We start from the raw sequence: 15081 nt of genomic DNA, 5'->3' as shown, positions 1-15081 counted from the left end.
GTGTTTCCAACCGAGGCCGGCGCAGTCCCAACCTCATACACGGACGGAGCGGGGGGTTGCGCAAAGCCCTCCCGACCGTCACACATTCGGCTGTCGCAGGCGGGAGGCCCATCCGGACGGCCCGGCCCTTCGAAGCGTCGATACGGAACGGCATGATGAGCACAATGGACAGCGCGCCCGAGACCCGGATTACCGAGCCCCAGGCGCCCGACATCCAGTCCCTGGAAAGCGCCTATCGCGGCCGCCGCGCGCGGGTGGCGGTGATCGGGCTCGGCTATGTCGGGCTGCCGCTGGCCCTGGCGCTGACCGGGGCCGGCTTCGCGGTCACCGGCTTCGACATCGACGCGGGCAAGGCGGCGGCGCTGAACGGTGGGCGCTCCTACATCCGGCAGATCGCCGACGACCGTGTCGCCCAGGCGGTGGCGACCGGACGGTTCCGGGTGACGACCGACGCCGACGAATTCGTCGCCTGCGATGCGGTGATCGTCTGCGTCCCCACCCCGCTGTCGCCACAGCGCGAGCCGGACCTGAGCTTCGTCGAGGCATCGACCCGGCTGATCCGCGACCGGCTGCGCCGGGGTCAGCTGGTGGTTCTGGAATCGACCACCTGGCCCGGCACCACCGACGAGGTGATGCGGCCGATCCTGGAGGAGACCGGGCTGGTCAGCGGCCGGGATTTCTTCCTGGCCTATTCGCCCGAGCGCGAGGATCCCGGCAACATCAGCTTCACCACCAGCACCATCCCCAAGGTGGTCGGCGGCGACGACGAGGGCGCGCGGCGGCTGGCGGTGGCGCTCTACGAGCAGGTGGTGCCGCAGGTGGTGCCGGTGTCGGGCACGCGGACGGCGGAAGCGACCAAGCTGACCGAGAACATCTTCCGCTCCGTCAACATCGCCCTGGTGAACGAGCTGAAGATCGTCTTCGAGCCGATGGGCATCGACATCTGGGAGGTGATCGAGGCGGCGAAGACCAAGCCCTTCGGCTTCATGCCCTTCTATCCCGGTCCAGGGCTGGGCGGACACTGCATTCCGATCGACCCCTTCTATCTGACCTGGAAGGCGCGGGAGTACCAGATCTCCACCCGCTTCATCGAGCTGGCGGGAGAGGTCAACACGATGATGCCGCGCCATGTGGTCGACCGCCTCGCCCTGGCGCTCGACCGCCGGTTCGGCATCGGGCTCAGCCGGTCGCGCATCCTGCTGGTCGGCATGGCCTACAAGAAGAATGTCGACGACAGCCGGGAATCGCCGGGGCTGCGGCTGATGGAGATGCTGCTGGAGCGCGGGGCGGCGGTCGACTACCACGACCCCTTCATCCCCGTTCTGCCGGTCACCCGCGAGCATGCCGCACTGGCCGGCCGGCGGTCAGTCGACTGGACGGCGGAGCGGCTTGCGGGGTTCGACGCCGCGGTGATCGTCACCGACCATGACGGCGTCGACTACCGGAGCCTCGCCGTCCATTGCCCGCTGGTGGTCGACACCCGCAACGCGATGCGCGGCGTCGCGGACCTGGAGGGTTTCGCCGACCGCATCGTCAAGGCCTGACGGGACCCAGCCGGCGGGAGGAAGGCCGGCCCTCCTCCTCCCGCCGCTCTGGAGAGCGGGATCAGACTTCCTCCTCGCCGCCGAAGTCACCGCCGAAATCACCCCAGCCGCTGTCCGCCGCCGCCTGTTGGGCATGGTCGGTGGCCGCCGTGGCGGCGGCGGTCGCGGCCTCGCCCGCCATGGCTTCGCCGCCGGAGAACATGCTGGACAGAGCACTGCCGATCAGCATGCCGCCGGCCACGCCGGCCGCCGTCTGCATGGCACCGGCCATGAAGCCGCCGCCGGCCCGCGGCGGCTGGGCATAGGCGGCAACGCGCGGATCGCCATAGGCGGGAGCGCCGACCGCGGCGGGCGGACGGCCCCAGGGCGAGCCGGGAGGCATGGCGGCGGCCGGGGAGATGGCGGGTGATGCCGGATATGACGGCTGTTGGGCCGGCTTGGCGCTGCCGCCGAACAGGCTGCCGAACAGGCCGCCACCACCGGACTGGGCGGAGGCGGCTGGGCGCTCGCGCAGCTGGCGCTCAAGCTCTTCATTGCGGGACTGGGTGGCGGCGAGCGCCTGCTCCATCATCACGATGGCCTGGGCCATCAGATAGGGGGCGGCGGGCTGGCGGGCGATCCGCTCGCGGATCAGCGCCTCGGCCTCGGGATCGCGCGGGCCGGATTGCGCCTCGGCCTGATGCAGCTTGGCGAAGAGGTCGTCGATGATCTGGCGTTCGGTCTGGTCCATGGCGATGCTCGTTCTCATGAAGACGTTGCGGGAAAAGTCCCGCTTCCGGCGCCTGCATCCGGAAAAGGCGCAAGACCGCGGTCGCACACCGGAAGGGCGGAGTGCGTCGGAGAGGCATCGGAAGCGGGAAGGGGCCGGAGCCGGGGCGGGCTTCCCAGGCGGGAGGTTGGGAAGACGGTCTGGCAAAAGGACATCGGTCCCTCCAAGTGCGGTCACGCCCGTCGGCGCAAGAGCAGGTGAAGAGATCCGACATCGCGACCACGTCTAAGTCGCCAGAGGGGCCCGGATCCAGGTGACCAGCACGTGGCCCCGGCCCCGCCCGCTGTCAAGACGGCGCACAGGCGATTCGCATCCGGACGGCAACGGGCGCGGCGCTCCTTCCTCAGATCACCCCACGCCGCCCCAGTTCCCCGATCACCTGGGCGACCATCTCGTCGGCCGTCCGCCCGACACCATTCAGCGTGATCTCCGGCGCCTCCGGCGGCTCATAGGCGCTGTCGATGCCGGTGAAATTGGGGAGTTGGCCGGATCGCGCCTTCCGGTACAGTCCCTTGGGGTCGCGGGCCTCGCAGATCTCCAGCGGCGTGTCCATGAAGATCTCCAGGAACTCTCCGTCCTCCAGCAGGGAGCGTGCCATCAGGCGCTCGCCGCGGAAGGGAGAGATGAAGCTGGCCAGCACGATCAGTCCGGCCTCCACCATCAGCTTCGCCACCTCGGCGACGCGGCGGATATTCTCCACCCGGTCGGCGTCGGTGAAGCCGAGATCGCGGTTCAGGCCGTGGCGGACATTGTCGCCGTCCAGGAGCATGGTGCGGTGGCCGAGCCGGTGCAGCTCCTGCTCCAGCCGGTCGGCGACGCTGGACTTGCCGGAGCCCGACAGGCCGGTGAACCACAGCAGGCAGGGCTTCTGCAAGCCGCCGGCCCGCGCCGCCTTGTCCAGCTTCGAGGCGTGACGGTGGATGTTCGAGGCCCGGCGCAGCGGGAAGCGGATCATGCCGCAGCCGGCGGTCGCGTTGGTCAGCCGGTCGATCAGGATGAAGCCACCGGTCTCGCGGCTGTCGCCATAGGCATCGAACGGGATCGGCCGGTCGAGCGCCAGATTGCACAAGCCGACATCGTTCAGCTCCAGTCGCTTGGCGGCAAGCTGCTCCTGGGTGTTGACGTTGATGGCGTGCTTCAGCTCCGTCACCTGGGCGCCAACCGTCGCCGTGCCGGCCCTGAGCAGATAGGAGCGGCCGGGCAGCAGCGGCTGCTCGTCCATCCATACGACATGGGCCGCGAACTGATCGGCCACCTCCGGCCGGGCGGCGGCGGCGGCGATCATGTCGCCGCGGCTGGCATCGACCTCGTCGGCCAGCAGCAGGGTAACCGCCTGTCCGGGCAGCGCCGCCGCCAGTTCGCCGTCCAAGGTGACGATCCGCGCCACCCGGCTGGTCCGCCCGCCGGGCAGGACGGCGACGGCGTCGCCGGGCCGCACCGTGCCGCCGGCCACCGTGCCGCAGACGCCGCGGAAATCCTGGTTCGGCCGGTTCACCCATTGCACCGCCATGCGGAAGGCGCCGAGCCTCTCTTCGGCGGACGCGTCCACGCCCTCCAGATGGTCGAGCAGGGTGGGGCCGCCGTACCAGCCCAACGCGTCCGACGGCGTGGTGACGTTGTCGCCGGTCAGCGCTGAAACCGGGATGCAGGCGACCTCGGCGATGCCGAGGCGCCCGGCGAAGGCGCGGTAGTCGGCGGCGATGCGCTCGAAGGTGCCCTGGTCCCAGCCGACCGCGTCCATCTTGTTCACCGCCAGCACGACGTGGCGCACGCCCAGCAGCGACACGATGGTGCTGTGACGCCGGGTCTGGGTCAGCACGCCCTTGCGGGCGTCGACCAGCAGCACGGCGGCGTCGGCGGTCGAGGCGCCGGTGACCATGTTGCGGGTGTACTGCTCGTGGCCCGGCGTGTCGGCGACGATGAACTTGCGCCGGTCCGTGGTGAAGAAGCGGTAGGCGACGTCGATGGTGATGCCCTGCTCGCGCTCGGCGGCGAGTCCGTCGACCAGCAGCGCCAGGTCGAGCCGGCCGGCGCCGGTGGTGCCGAAACGGCCGGACTCCGCCTCCAGGCTGGCGAGCTGGTCCTCGAACAGGCATTTGCAGTCGTAGAGCAGCCGGCCGATCAGCGTCGACTTGCCGTCGTCGACCGACCCGCAGGTGATGAAACGCAGCAGATCCTTGCCGTTCCGGCGGTCGAAACAGGCCCGCATCCCGCCCGCCGCATCCAAGGAGGCCGGATCCAAAAGGGCCGCATCCGGCGGCGCGCTGTCGGGATCGAGGTCCTTCGGCATCAGAAGTAGCCTTCCTGCTTCTTCGCCTCCATCGAGGCGGCGGCATCCTGGTCGATCACGCGGCCTTGCCGTTCCGAACTGGTGGAGAGCATCATCTCGCGGATGATCTCGGGCAGGGTGGCGGCGGTGCTGCGCACGGCCCCGGTCAGCGGATAGCAGCCGAGCGTCCGGAACCGCACCCAGGCCATCTCCGGCGTCTCGCCCGGCCGCAGCGGCAGGCGGTCGTCATCGACCATGATCAGGGCGCCGTCGCGCTCCACCACCGGGCGCGGCCGGGCGAAATAGAGCGGCACCACCGGAATGGCCTCCTGGTGGATGTATTGCCAGATGTCCAGCTCGGTCCAGTTCGACAACGGGAAGACGCGGATGCTCTCGCCCTTGTGGATGCGCCCGTTGTAGAGGTTCCACAGCTCCGGCCGCTGGTTCTTCGGCTCCCAGCGGTGGGAGGATGTGCGGAAGGAGAAGATGCGCTCCTTGGCGCGGCTCTTCTCCTCGTCGCGCCGCGCCCCGCCGAAGGCGGCATCGAAGCCATGGGCGTCGAGCGCCTGCTTGAGTCCCTGCGTCTTCATCACGTCGGTGTGGATGGCGGAACCATGGCTGATCGGGCCGACGCCCTGGCGCAGGCCGTCCTGGTTGACGTGGACGATCAGATCCAGCCCGAGATCCCGCGCCGTGCGGTCACGGAAGGCGATCATCTCCCGGAACTTCCAGGTCGTGTCGACATGCAGCAGCGGAAAGGGCGGCCTGGAGGGATGGAAGGCCTTGCGCGCCAGATGCAGCAGCACCGAGCTGTCCTTGCCCACCGAATAGAGCATGACCGGCTTCTGGAACTGGGCCGCCACCTCCCGCATGATGTGGATGCTCTCGGCCTCCAGCCGCTGGAGATGGGTGAGAGGGTCGGGGATGGTCTGCACGGGCGCCGGACTCTCCTCTGGCATGGAGCGGGGCAGGCAGGTACGGAAACGCCCCTCACCATATGGAGGAAAGTCTTTACGAAGGGTAACGCTCCCCGGTTGTGGTGCCGTTCATCACCGGCATCGGCGCCGCCCTCGGCAAGAACCCTGCCGGCGGGCCTCGCCTCCAAGCCCGATCAGAACCCCGTCTCGCGGATCAGCACCGACGCGGCCATGCGCCAGAAGCGTTCGGCGATGCTGCGGGCCTCGCCCGACACGCGGACGATGCCACGGGTGACGCGTTCGGGTCCCTCCCGTACGCCGCCGGCCGCAGCCGGGTCGACATCCAGGGTGACGCGGTAGACCGCTTCAACCGGGGTGAGCGCGCCGCGGCCGGCTCCGCCGCGCGGCTGGCCCGGCTGCCCGTTCTGGGCCGCCTGTCCCTCCACCGCCACCGGGCCGCCATTGACCGAGGCGAGGGCCGGCACGTCCAGGACCGATACGGCGACCGGATCGACCGCCCGCACCCGGGCGGCCCGTCGGGGAGCCAGTGGATCGTCGGGGTGGAATTCCGCGCCAGCCCCCGGCCGCAGACGGTCGAAATCGCCCTCGCCGACATAGCCGACCAGCTCGCCGCCGCCCGGCGCCACCACCATCGCCAGCGGCAGCTTCGGCCCGATCCAGCGGCCGGGGGTCAGCCCATCCTCCATGTCGCGCACGGTGCCCGACAGCGGAGCGCGCACCACCAGCCGCTCGCGGCTGTCGAGAAACCCCTGCCGCTCGGCGATCGCGGCGGCCAGATCCTCCTCCATCGCCCGCACGCGGTCGAGCTGCTCGCGGCTGGCGGTCATGCGGGCGATCTGGTCCTGCAACCAATCAATGCGCAGGTTGGTCTGGTGCAGCTTGCCCTCCAGGTCGGGGGCGGTCAGACGGAACAGCGGCTCGCCCTCCACCACCGTCCGGCCACGGGTGACCAGAATCTCCTCCAGCCGGGCGGGAAAGGGGGCATAGACGGTGGCGAAGCCGGACGCCCGCCAGACCACCGGCACCGACACGGTGCTGGTCACCGGCAGCAGCGTCAGGACGACCGCCGCCGCCAGCCCGGCCAGTGTCAGCCCGGTGCGCAGGTTCGGCCGGAAGCGCTCGCGCAGGCCCCACCAGGCCCCGGCCTCGTTCAGGAAAGGACGGGCGACGAACCAGCCTATCTCGATGGCGAACAACAGGATCCCCAGAACCTTGATGGCGACATGGTAGACCAGCAGCGCGATGCCGAGGAACAGCACCAGCCGGTAGACCCAGGTGACGTAGGAATAGACCAGCAGGATGCGGCGGCGCCCCGCCGGCATCTCCTCCGGCGGGGCCATGCCCAGGCCGAACAGCCATTCCCGCAGCTTCCAGCGCGCCATGGCGAAGCCGCGCTCCTGCAAGTTGGGCACGTCCAGCGCGTCGGACAGCAGGTAATAGCCGTCGAAGCGCATGAAGGGGCTGAGGTTGATCGCCAGCGTGGTGACCCAGCTGACCGTCGCCAGGAAATAGGCGGCGCTGCGCAGCGGACCGTCGGGCAGGAAGCTCCAGGCCAGCGTCGCGAAGACGGCGATCGTCAGCTCGGTGGCCATGCCGGCGGCCCCCACCGCCAGCCTCTGCCGGCGCGAGACCAGCCTCCAGGCATCGGTGGTGTCGGTGTAGAGCACCGGCCACATCACCAGGAAAGCCACTCCCATGGTTGGCACCCGGCAGCCGAAGCGCTTGGCAGTGTAGGCATGGCCAAGCTCGTGGCAGATCTTGGTGCCAAGCAGCGTGACCCCGTAGAGCGCCAGTCCTTCGGGCGAGAAGAAATGCTGGAAGGTGTGCAGGAAGGCATCCCACTGGCGCGCCACCAGCAGCCCGGCCAGGATCGCGGTCATCAGCACAAGGACCAGCCAGCCCCGACTGTAGAAGGGCGCCACCAGCCCCACCGTCGCCGACAGGAAACGGTCGGGCCGCGCCAGGGGGATGCGGAAGAACAGATAATTGTGGACCAGCCACCAGAACCAGCCGGTCTTCCGGGCCGCCGCCTGCTGCGCCAGATAGGCGGTGTCGGTGGTGACGGTCAGGTTGCTGACCGCCAGGAACCGGTGGAAGCCCATGATGTCATCGATCGTCGGCTCGAACAGGCTTTCCGCCGCCACCGCCGCGGCGATGGCCGACGGAGTGCCGTTGTGCCAGTGCGCGATCAACGCGAAGGCCTCCGGCCCGATGCGGAAATAGCGGTTGCGGACCGGATCGTGAATGGTCCAGCCCGGCGCCCCGTCCTGCCCCGCCGGTGCCGGCAGCAGGGCCAGATCGTCGCGCAGGCCCGGCAGTCGCAGGGAGCCCCGCGGGTCGACGGGAGCGAAACCGGCAACGCCGGGGCCAGCAGAGGGATCGGTGGTCGGGGTGAGGGCGATGGACACGGGGGATGGTGCCCTTTCGGGAAAACGGGTCAGGAGTGACGCGGAAACGCGGAGCGGCGGCTCTGTGCCTGGGTCGCCGTTGAGGATGTGGGACAGGAGCCTGCCATGCCCGCGATCCGCCAATCCCCGCGCGAGAAGGTGAAGGCGTACCGTGCACGGGTTCGGGCGCAGGGCCTGCGCCCGGTGCGGTTCTGGATCCCGGACGTCCGCAACCCGGCCTTCGTCGCGGAAGCCCGGCGCCAGCCCCTGGCGGGCTGGGGACCGCTGGATGACGGGGAATGAAACAGGGCGAGATCTGGATGGTGGCCAGCGACAGCGGCCAGATCCAGCCGTCCCGAATCATGATGGACAAGATCATGGCCATCCCGCGGGTCAAGGTCGGGCAGCACATCGGCGGCATCGAACATGAACAGGGGTTCAAGCGCGAAAGCGGACATCAAGGGACGTACTGAGCCCGAAAGCTTTGCATCGCCCTTACGGCTGTCCGCGCGGCCCCCGGTGATGAATGCCCATCCACGAATGCCCATCACATGCCTCCAAGTCGCCAACGCGCCCCACACATACGGGTGCTGCCGCGCCCCTCCACCATCTGGACCGGTTATAGTGGAGCAATCTTCAGAAGTTCAATCAGCGCAGCAGGTAGTCGCCGCCGCGCTCCCGGATGAGGCGGGCGGTCTCCTCCTGACAATGGATGGCGTCGGCGGTGACCAGATGGCCTTGGAGGTCCAGGCACTCCAGCAGGGCACGGGCGGCCAGGATCTCGCTGTCGCCCTCGGCCACTCGGTAGCTGTGCTGGCCCACCACCAGCCGTGTCGCCGAGGCGAACGCCGTCACCACAGCCAGCGGGTTGGACCGGGCCGCGTCATCGAAGGAGCGGCGCAGCGTCTTGCCGTCGATGGCGATCACCCCAGCCCCGGCCGTTCCAAGCCCCTCCAGGAAACGGCCAAAGCAGGCGGCAAAGGCCACCGGTCCAACAGCCGGAAGATGCGCGAGAAGGTGTCGTGGCTCGGCACCCCGTTCTCCAGACGCAAAAACGACCGAAACAGCCCCTCGCGATCCACGGCGAAGTCGGCAAAGTCGGCACAACTCTCCGCCCCGCACACCGTTGCCGTCAGCGCGATCGTCAGGATCTCCAGCAGGTCATGCCGCTTGGCGTTGCCCGTGCGTGGGGCCGGCAACGCATCAAACGCTTTCTCAAACCACGACTGCATCGGGGGCTCCAAAATCGGCGATAAAGCCCCTTACAGAATCCTTTTCTCTCACACACGCTACTCGATTTTTCCAAATGCGATTCCCCTGGGGCACAGAGCAGGGTTATCGCATTTGACACCCTCTCCCGTCCCGGGAGAGGGTGTCAAATGCGATAGCCGTGGGGCACAGAGGGTGCGGGCTTGCCCCATCCCCCGGGCTTGGGCTAAAGCAGCGGGTCTCAACAGTGTCTGGCCCGTCCCAGCGCCGTGACTTCCGGGGGACCGTGCTCGATGTCGTCTTTGTTGGCCAACGGCAAGCCTGGGCGCAACAGCCCGCCCAACCTTCTGCGCTGGATTGCCCCCGCTGTCGTGACGGCGCTTTTCCTGGCTTTCGCCGCAGGCTCCTTCGCCTACTATGCCCAGCATGCCTTCATCAACGCCGACTCCTGGGCCGTTTACGACATGGCCCGCAGTTTCGATGAGCATTTCTACCAGGGCGTCCTGATCCGGCAATTCCACCTGAACCTGGATTACGGCGCCAGCTACGCCTTCCTCGGCCCCATCCTGGTTTACGCAACGGAAGCGCTCACCGGCCTCGGCGCCTACAGCCATTACCTCATTTCCGCCCTCGCCGGGCTGGGCGCCCTGCTGCTGGGCGGGGTGATCCTGGGCAAGGCCGCCGGCGAGCGGCGCTCGCCCGCGGTGACGCTCGCCACGCTGCTGCTGGCGGTGACCGCCTTCAATGTCTGGGAGTTCTACCGCGACATCTATCGGGCCTCGACCATTCCGATCGCGCTGTTCTTCATCCTTGCGGCGGTGGCGCAGTTCCCCCGGTGCGGTGGCCTGTCCGCCGGCCGCGCCGCCCTCATCGGCGTGACGATGGGGCTGGCGGCGATGACGCGTTTCGACGTCAACCTGCTGGTGGCGGCCTTCACCATGGTCATCCTCGTCACCGCCGGCGCCCACCGGTTTCGCGCAGCGGCCGGCTATGTCGGCGGCGTCCTGCTCACCATTTCGCCCTGGATCCTGTTCTCGCTCCTGGTGTTCGGGCGGGTCTACGCCTCCGACAACGCCATCGTCGCCATCGCGGTCAAGCAACTCCTGTCGCTCGACCTGATCCCGCCCGGCGAGCCGACGCTGTTCGTCGATTTCTCCGGCTGGTTCGCCCGCGTCTCCGCCACCGGGGCCGATTTCCTGCGCATCCTGGAGGCCATGCTGGCGCGCAGCCCCTTCGCCTGGCTGTTCCTTGCCGCGGTTCCCGCCCTGGCCCTCGGGCTGGCGATCTGGGGGCGGGCGGGACGGGAACGGAAGCCCGCCACAGCGGGCGGGGCGGCCGATGGGATGATGGATGAGCCCTTGCGCTACCCCCTCACCCTGACGCTCGTCGCGGCGGCCGGACTCCTGCTGTTCATCGGCCCGGTCGCCACCGGCTACCAGATCAACACCCGCTACTACTCCATGACCTTCCTGCTGTGCGCCCTGGCGCTCATCGGCTGGATGCTGGCGGGAATGACGGCGGCGGAGCGGCGGCTGGGGCGGCGGGGCCCGCGCCTCGCGCTGGAGGCGGTGGTGACCTGCCTGTGCCTGGCCGGCTTCCCGACCATGCTGCGCGAAGCGTTCGAGCAGGGATGGCCGCCGCTGCATTTCAACGAGGCGAACCGCTTCGCCGAGGCGCATCCCACCCTGATGCGCTGCGTTCCCGCCGACGGCCGCACGCTTCTCCTGTTCCGCTACACCAGCCAGACCCTGCAGGACGGCATCCGCTTCGGCGTCCTGGCCCGCCGTACTGTCCTGATCATGCCCAACAACTGGCCGGACGTGTCGACCGGGCGCAAGCTGGCCTTCCTGCGCGACGCCCGTGTCAGCCATGTCTGGCTCGACGAGGCGGAGTCCCGCGACGGGCTGGTGGTTCCGGAAATGGTGATGGAGCCGATGGCCGGCTGTCCGGGCTTCTACCGTCTCGCCCCTCCGCCGGGTCAGGCCACCGCCGGGTCGCCATTCCCCAACTGAGAGAGGCTCCCATGCGGCACATCGTCATCGGCTCAAGCGGTTTCGTCGGCCAGCGGCTGGTCCAGGCTCTGCGCGCGGCCGGGAAGCCGGTCGTGGCGTTCAGCCGCGCGCCCGCCCCCGACGGCGGGGATGCCGGCCTCTTCGTGGCGGGCGACCTCCGCAAGCCGGAGGACCTCGACCGCCTCGGCATGCGGCCCGATGACGTGGTCCACCATCTGGCGGCGCGCCATTTCGGCAACGGCGTGCCCCGCCATGACCGCGACGCCTGGTTCGACGCGGTCAATGTCGGCGGTACCCGGACCCTGCTGGCGGCGATGCGCGCGGCCGGGGTGCGGAAGATGGTCTTCTTCTCCACCGACATGACCTATGGGCTGCCGCAGCGCCTGCCGGTCACTCCCGACCACTCCCAGCACCCGCTCGGCCCCTATGGGCGGAGCAAGCTGGAGGCCGAGACCCTGATCCTGCGGGCGGTACGCGAGGAGGGGCTGCGGGCCACCATCTTCCGCCCCCGCCTGATCAGCGGGCCGGGCCGGCTCGGCACCCTGGCGACCCTGTTCAACCTGATCCGCCGCGGCCTGCCGGTGCCGATGATCGGCAGCGGGCGGAACCGCTACCAGATGATCTCGGTCGAGGATTGCGTGCGCGCCGCCTTGCGAGCGGTGGAAGCCGGCTGCCCCACCGGCCCCTTCAACCTGGGCTCCGAGGCGCCCAAGACGGCGCGCGAGCTGCTGGGCGCGGTGATCCGCCATGCCCGCTCCCGCTCCATCCTCATTCCCACCCCGGCGCGGCTGGTGACGGCGACCCTGGCGCTGCTCGACCGGGCCGGGCACCCGCTGATGTATCCCGAACAGTATCTGAGCGCCGATGCCGACTTCGTCTTCGACACCAGCACCACCCGCGAACAGCTGGGCTGGCGGGCCGAGGACGACGATGTCGACGTGATGATCGCCGCCTATGAGGCCTTTCTGCGCGTATGACTCCGGCGGCCGGCGATGATGACCGCAAGCGTCCCCGGCGTCAGGCCATCATCTCGCCCAGCACGCCGGTACTGATGCGCAAGGCGTTCGCCATCACGGTGTAGGTGGTGGGAGTGCCGGGAATGGAGGGCAGGACCGAGGTGTCGACCACATGCGCCCGCCGGGCGCCGAACGGGCGACCCAGCACATCGGTCTGTCCCGGCCCCGGCGCACGGCTCATCGGCAGGGTCCCGCCGAAATGCAGGCTGTGGCCGGGCGGGCTGCTTTCCGCCAGGAAGGCCAGCGGCCGGCCGCCGAACAGCCGGTGGAAGCGGCCGAGCCGGCCCATGAACTCCCGGAAGATCGGGCGGGTGTCGGGCCAGGGGCCGATCTCGACATGCCCGAGCCCGTCATCCTCGCGCACCCGGTAGCGCAGGCTCCCGGAATCGTTGGAGTGCAGATAGACCATCCCGATCATCATGCGCTCGAACATCGGCGTGCCGAACGGCATCAGCGCCGCGGCGAGACGGCCGAACTTCGCCTTGAGCGACTCGAAGAACAGGTCGTTCACACCATAGAGCTGGCAATGCACGGTGTGAGGGGTGGTGCGCAGCCCCACATCCTGGATGAAGACCTGGGCCAGCGTGTTGGTCCGCTCGCTGACGGCCCCCTTGGCCGCACGGTAACGCAGGTAGGGGAAATAATATTTCTGGCTGTCGCGAATGACGAAGTCGCGGTCGCACAGACCGTGGGAGCGGGCGACGATGGCGGTGGACCCGAGCACTCCGCAGGCGATGAACAGCCGGTCGAAGCGGTGCGTCTCGCCGCCGCCGCCCTCCACCAGCCGGCAATGAGCGGTGATGCCGTCCTCTCCCTCGACATAGCGCGAGACGTAGCGCCCTTTCAGATAGCGGAAGCCGGGGCGGCCCGCCAGGGAGCCGATGACATCGGCGGCGTTGAAGATGGCCCGGTGCGGACAGCCATGCATGCACAGGCCGCAGGAGGTGCAGCCCATGCCATTGATGGAATGCTTCGGCCCGACGGCGAGCTTGGCGCGCCCGCAGCGCAGGCCCGCCACGGCGAGAGCCTCCCGCCCGTCCGCGACGCCTGCGAGGATGCGCTGCCCATGCAGGCTCAGCGGATGATGGGGCTGGGCCGACAGGCGGGCGTCATAGAGCTCGTCGATGCCATCGACCACCCCGCTGACATCGACGATGGCGTCGAGCGCGGCGAAATGGGGGGTGAGATCGCTGGCGGGAAACGGCCAGTCCGTCATGTCGCGCTGGGCCACGGCGCACACATTGGCGCCCCAGGCGTTGCTGAGCCCGCCGAGCGCCAGCGAGGTCTCGATGTGCAGACCCGCCCCGGCGGACAGGCGATTGACCGGGATCGAGCGGTAGACGAAATCGGAGCCGAAGGGCAGCTTCGGCGGCAGGCTGGCGCTCGCGCCGACCACGCGGCGGCGTTGGGCGGTGACCGCGTCCAGGAAGCGGTCGCGGTCGACCGGCCCGTCGGCCCGGGTGAAGGGTTCCAGATGCTCTTCGATCTCAAGGCCGACGTCGATGACGGTGACCTCGTACCCGGCCTCCAGGAAGCGGTGGGCGACCGCCGCTCCGGAGGGACCCGATCCGACAATGCCGATCTTCTGGCGGCTCACGACGACTCTCCGCGGATCACCCAACCCGCTTCGGCCGCGCGGCCATCCTGCGGGGCGAGGTGCTGCTGCATGCAGATGTTGTTGCCCCGGCACGGTGCGGTGTCCATGGTGTGGACACAGGGCGCGCAGAAGCATTTCCGGTAGACGACCGTCTCGCGCGCCCGCTCCGTGAAGGGGGCAAGCCGCCGATATGGCTCGGTCGGCCCCCAGTAGGAGGTGATCGGAACCTGCAGAAGACGGGCGATGTGGTTGACGCCGGAGTCGATGGTCAGCAGCTCATCCACGCCCGTGAGCCAGCGGGCGGAGCCGGCAAGACTCTCCTGACCCGCCAAGCTGACCACCCGCCAACCGGGCAGGGCGGCGGCGAGCGCGTCCTGGCTGCGCGCGGCGCGCTCCCGCTCGGCCGGACCGCCCAGGATGAGCAGGCTGCCCGCCGCCTCCGGATGGCTCCGCCTGATCAGGCTGGCCCATTCGGCGTCCTTGAACTCACGCTCGGGCACCAGATCGGAACAGTAGGGCGCCAGGGCGAGCACCGGGCGCGGAAACTCCGCCGGTACCGGCCGCGGCGTCTCCAGGCCGTTATGGGCGCGGAAGCGGCGGGCGGCCTCCTCCATCGATGGCACCTGGCCGCCGAGCAGCCGGGCGATCTGGGCGTAGGCGAGATAGATCGGCGCGCTGTCATTGTAGAACAGCGAGTGCGTGCTCAGGTTGTTCTGCCATTGATTCCAGCTCAAGGTCAGCCCAATGCGGTTGCGCGCGAGGGTGAGCAGGCAGAAGACACTGGTCAGTTTCGAATGCATTTCGAAATTGATGATCGTGTCGGCCCGGAAGACCATGCGCGCGACATGCAGGCAGCTGAGCAGGAAGCGGCCGAGGCGGTCGGTCGAGATCACCGCGTAATCGTCGAAGACGCCGGTCAGCTCGGCGAATTTCTTGACCGCCGGGGAGCAGAGCAGGGTCAGGCGCCGGTCGGGATAGCGGTCGCGCAAGGCCAACAGGGCGGGCAGGGCGATCAGCAGGCTGCCGCCGCCGAGGATCTTCACCACCACCAGCTGGCCGCGGATCTCAGGGGTGTGATCCCGCCGCAGGAGCTTGTGCGCCGCCCAGACCACCGGGGTGAACAGGATGGCCAGAACCGATCCGATCCAGTAGTCGGCTTGTTTGAGCGCCTTGAGATTCATGGGCGAGGCTCATAGCACGGCGCTGTCGACCGCCACAAGGCGATGACCGGGACGGGCGGGGGCGGACAGGCCGCCGCCGGCTGCATGACCGTCTGCGGCCGAACGCCGCAAGGGCGCCGCCGGGACCCCCTGCATGGGCGCCGGGAGGGGCGCCGGTGG

Annotated in this window: 11 protein-coding genes and 1 pseudogene; 5 read left to right on the top strand and 7 right to left on the bottom strand. The window is 69.2% G+C overall.

The genetic code is table 11. The features are described 5' to 3' along the window. The first annotated feature begins 155 nt into the window (after window positions 1-155). Window positions 156-1544 carry a nucleotide sugar dehydrogenase gene (locus AZL_RS32885; RefSeq protein WP_148219847.1) on the top strand — a complete coding sequence of 463 codons (1389 nt, stop codon included), beginning with the start codon at window positions 156-158 and terminating at the stop codon, window positions 1542-1544. Window positions 1545-1605: 61 nt separating this feature from the next. Here AZL_RS32885 and AZL_RS32880 read toward each other — a convergent pair whose 3' ends face one another. The 4 genes from AZL_RS32880 to AZL_RS32865 form a co-directional block, all read right to left on the bottom strand. Beyond that, window positions 1606-2274, bottom strand: coding sequence for a DUF2076 domain-containing protein (locus AZL_RS32880; protein ID WP_042447009.1), 669 nt, complete (start codon window positions 2272-2274; stop codon window positions 1606-1608). Window positions 2275-2656: 382 nt separating this feature from the next. Beyond that, window positions 2657-4603 (bottom strand): sulfate adenylyltransferase subunit CysN, encoded by a 1947-nt coding sequence (gene cysN / locus AZL_RS32875; RefSeq protein ID WP_012978661.1) that lies wholly within the window; start codon window positions 4601-4603, stop codon window positions 2657-2659. After that, entirely contained in the window at window positions 4603-5541 is a 939-nt protein-coding gene (gene cysD, locus AZL_RS32870; protein ID WP_086935529.1) for a sulfate adenylyltransferase subunit CysD, read from the bottom strand. The genes cysN and cysD overlap by 1 nt, the downstream gene beginning before the upstream one ends. A 152-nt stretch (window positions 5542-5693) precedes the next feature. Continuing rightward, window positions 5694-7928, bottom strand: a complete 2235-nt coding sequence (locus AZL_RS32865; RefSeq protein ID WP_012978659.1) for a biotin/lipoyl-binding protein — start codon at window positions 7926-7928, stop codon at window positions 5694-5696. A gap of 105 nt (window positions 7929-8033) precedes the next feature. Between AZL_RS32865 and AZL_RS32860 the strand changes: the two genes are divergently transcribed. Both AZL_RS32860 and AZL_RS36150 read left to right on the top strand, forming a co-directional pair. After that, complete coding sequence (locus AZL_RS32860) at window positions 8034-8210, top strand: antitoxin MazE-like protein (protein ID WP_042447006.1); 177 nt, start codon at window positions 8034-8036, stop codon at window positions 8208-8210. After that, window positions 8207-8380, top strand: coding sequence for a type II toxin-antitoxin system PemK/MazF family toxin (locus AZL_RS36150; protein WP_148219832.1), 174 nt, complete (start codon window positions 8207-8209; stop codon window positions 8378-8380). The genes AZL_RS32860 and AZL_RS36150 overlap by 4 nt, the downstream gene beginning before the upstream one ends. A gap of 178 nt (window positions 8381-8558) precedes the next feature. Here AZL_RS36150 and AZL_RS35150 read toward each other — a convergent pair. After that, window positions 8559-9139: pseudogene (locus tag AZL_RS35150) on the bottom strand (ISAs1-like element ISAzs11 family transposase); the annotation flags it as partial. A gap of 270 nt (window positions 9140-9409) precedes the next feature. Between AZL_RS35150 and AZL_RS32850 the strand changes: the two are divergent. Both AZL_RS32850 and AZL_RS32845 read left to right on the top strand, forming a co-directional pair. Continuing rightward, complete coding sequence (locus tag AZL_RS32850) at window positions 9410-11128, top strand: hypothetical protein (protein ID WP_148219831.1); 1719 nt, start codon at window positions 9410-9412, stop codon at window positions 11126-11128. Window positions 11129-11139: 11 nt separating this feature from the next. Next, window positions 11140-12105: an NAD-dependent epimerase/dehydratase family protein gene (locus AZL_RS32845; RefSeq protein WP_012978655.1), complete on the top strand. Its 966-nt coding sequence runs from the start codon at window positions 11140-11142 to the stop codon at window positions 12103-12105. 40 nt (window positions 12106-12145) lie between these two features. On the opposite strand, the gene AZL_RS32840 is transcribed toward AZL_RS32845, so the two are convergent. Both AZL_RS32840 and AZL_RS32835 read right to left on the bottom strand, forming a co-directional pair. Continuing rightward, on the bottom strand, window positions 12146-13741 hold the full coding sequence (locus AZL_RS32840) for a GMC oxidoreductase (protein WP_012978654.1): 1596 nt from the start codon (window positions 13739-13741) through the stop codon (window positions 12146-12148). Further along, on the bottom strand, window positions 13738-14922 hold the full coding sequence (locus AZL_RS32835) for a glycosyltransferase family 9 protein (protein WP_012978653.1): 1185 nt from the start codon (window positions 14920-14922) through the stop codon (window positions 13738-13740). The genes AZL_RS32840 and AZL_RS32835 overlap by 4 nt, the downstream gene beginning before the upstream one ends. Between the last annotated feature and the right edge of the window lie 159 nt (window positions 14923-15081).

This window comes from Azospirillum sp. B510, from assembly GCF_000010725.1.
GTDB classification, from domain to species: Bacteria; Pseudomonadota; Alphaproteobacteria; order Azospirillales; family Azospirillaceae; genus Azospirillum; species Azospirillum lipoferum_B.
This window is presented reverse-complemented; position numbering and strand designations above follow the sequence as displayed.

Bases quoted from the DNA above. Each gene is read 5' to 3' on its own strand.
- AZL_RS32885 (WP_148219847.1), top strand. From the start codon at position 156: ATGAGCACAATGGACAGCGCGCCCGAGACCCGGATTACCGAGCCCCAG.
- AZL_RS32880 (WP_042447009.1), bottom strand. From the start codon at position 2,274: ATGGACCAGACCGAACGCCAGATCATCGACGACCTCTTCGCCAAGCTG.
- cysN (WP_012978661.1), bottom strand. From the start codon at position 4,603: ATGCCGAAGGACCTCGATCCCGACAGCGCGCCGCCGGATGCGGCCCTT.
- cysD (WP_086935529.1), bottom strand. From the start codon at position 5,541: ATGCCAGAGGAGAGTCCGGCGCCCGTGCAGACCATCCCCGACCCTCTC.
- AZL_RS32860 (WP_042447006.1), top strand. From the start codon at position 8,034: ATGCCCGCGATCCGCCAATCCCCGCGCGAGAAGGTGAAGGCGTACCGT.
- AZL_RS36150 (WP_148219832.1), top strand. From the start codon at position 8,207: ATGAAACAGGGCGAGATCTGGATGGTGGCCAGCGACAGCGGCCAGATC.
- AZL_RS32850 (WP_148219831.1), top strand. From the start codon at position 9,410: ATGTCGTCTTTGTTGGCCAACGGCAAGCCTGGGCGCAACAGCCCGCCC.
- AZL_RS32845 (WP_012978655.1), top strand. From the start codon at position 11,140: ATGCGGCACATCGTCATCGGCTCAAGCGGTTTCGTCGGCCAGCGGCTG.
- AZL_RS32835 (WP_012978653.1), bottom strand. From the start codon at position 14,922: ATGAATCTCAAGGCGCTCAAACAAGCCGACTACTGGATCGGATCGGTT.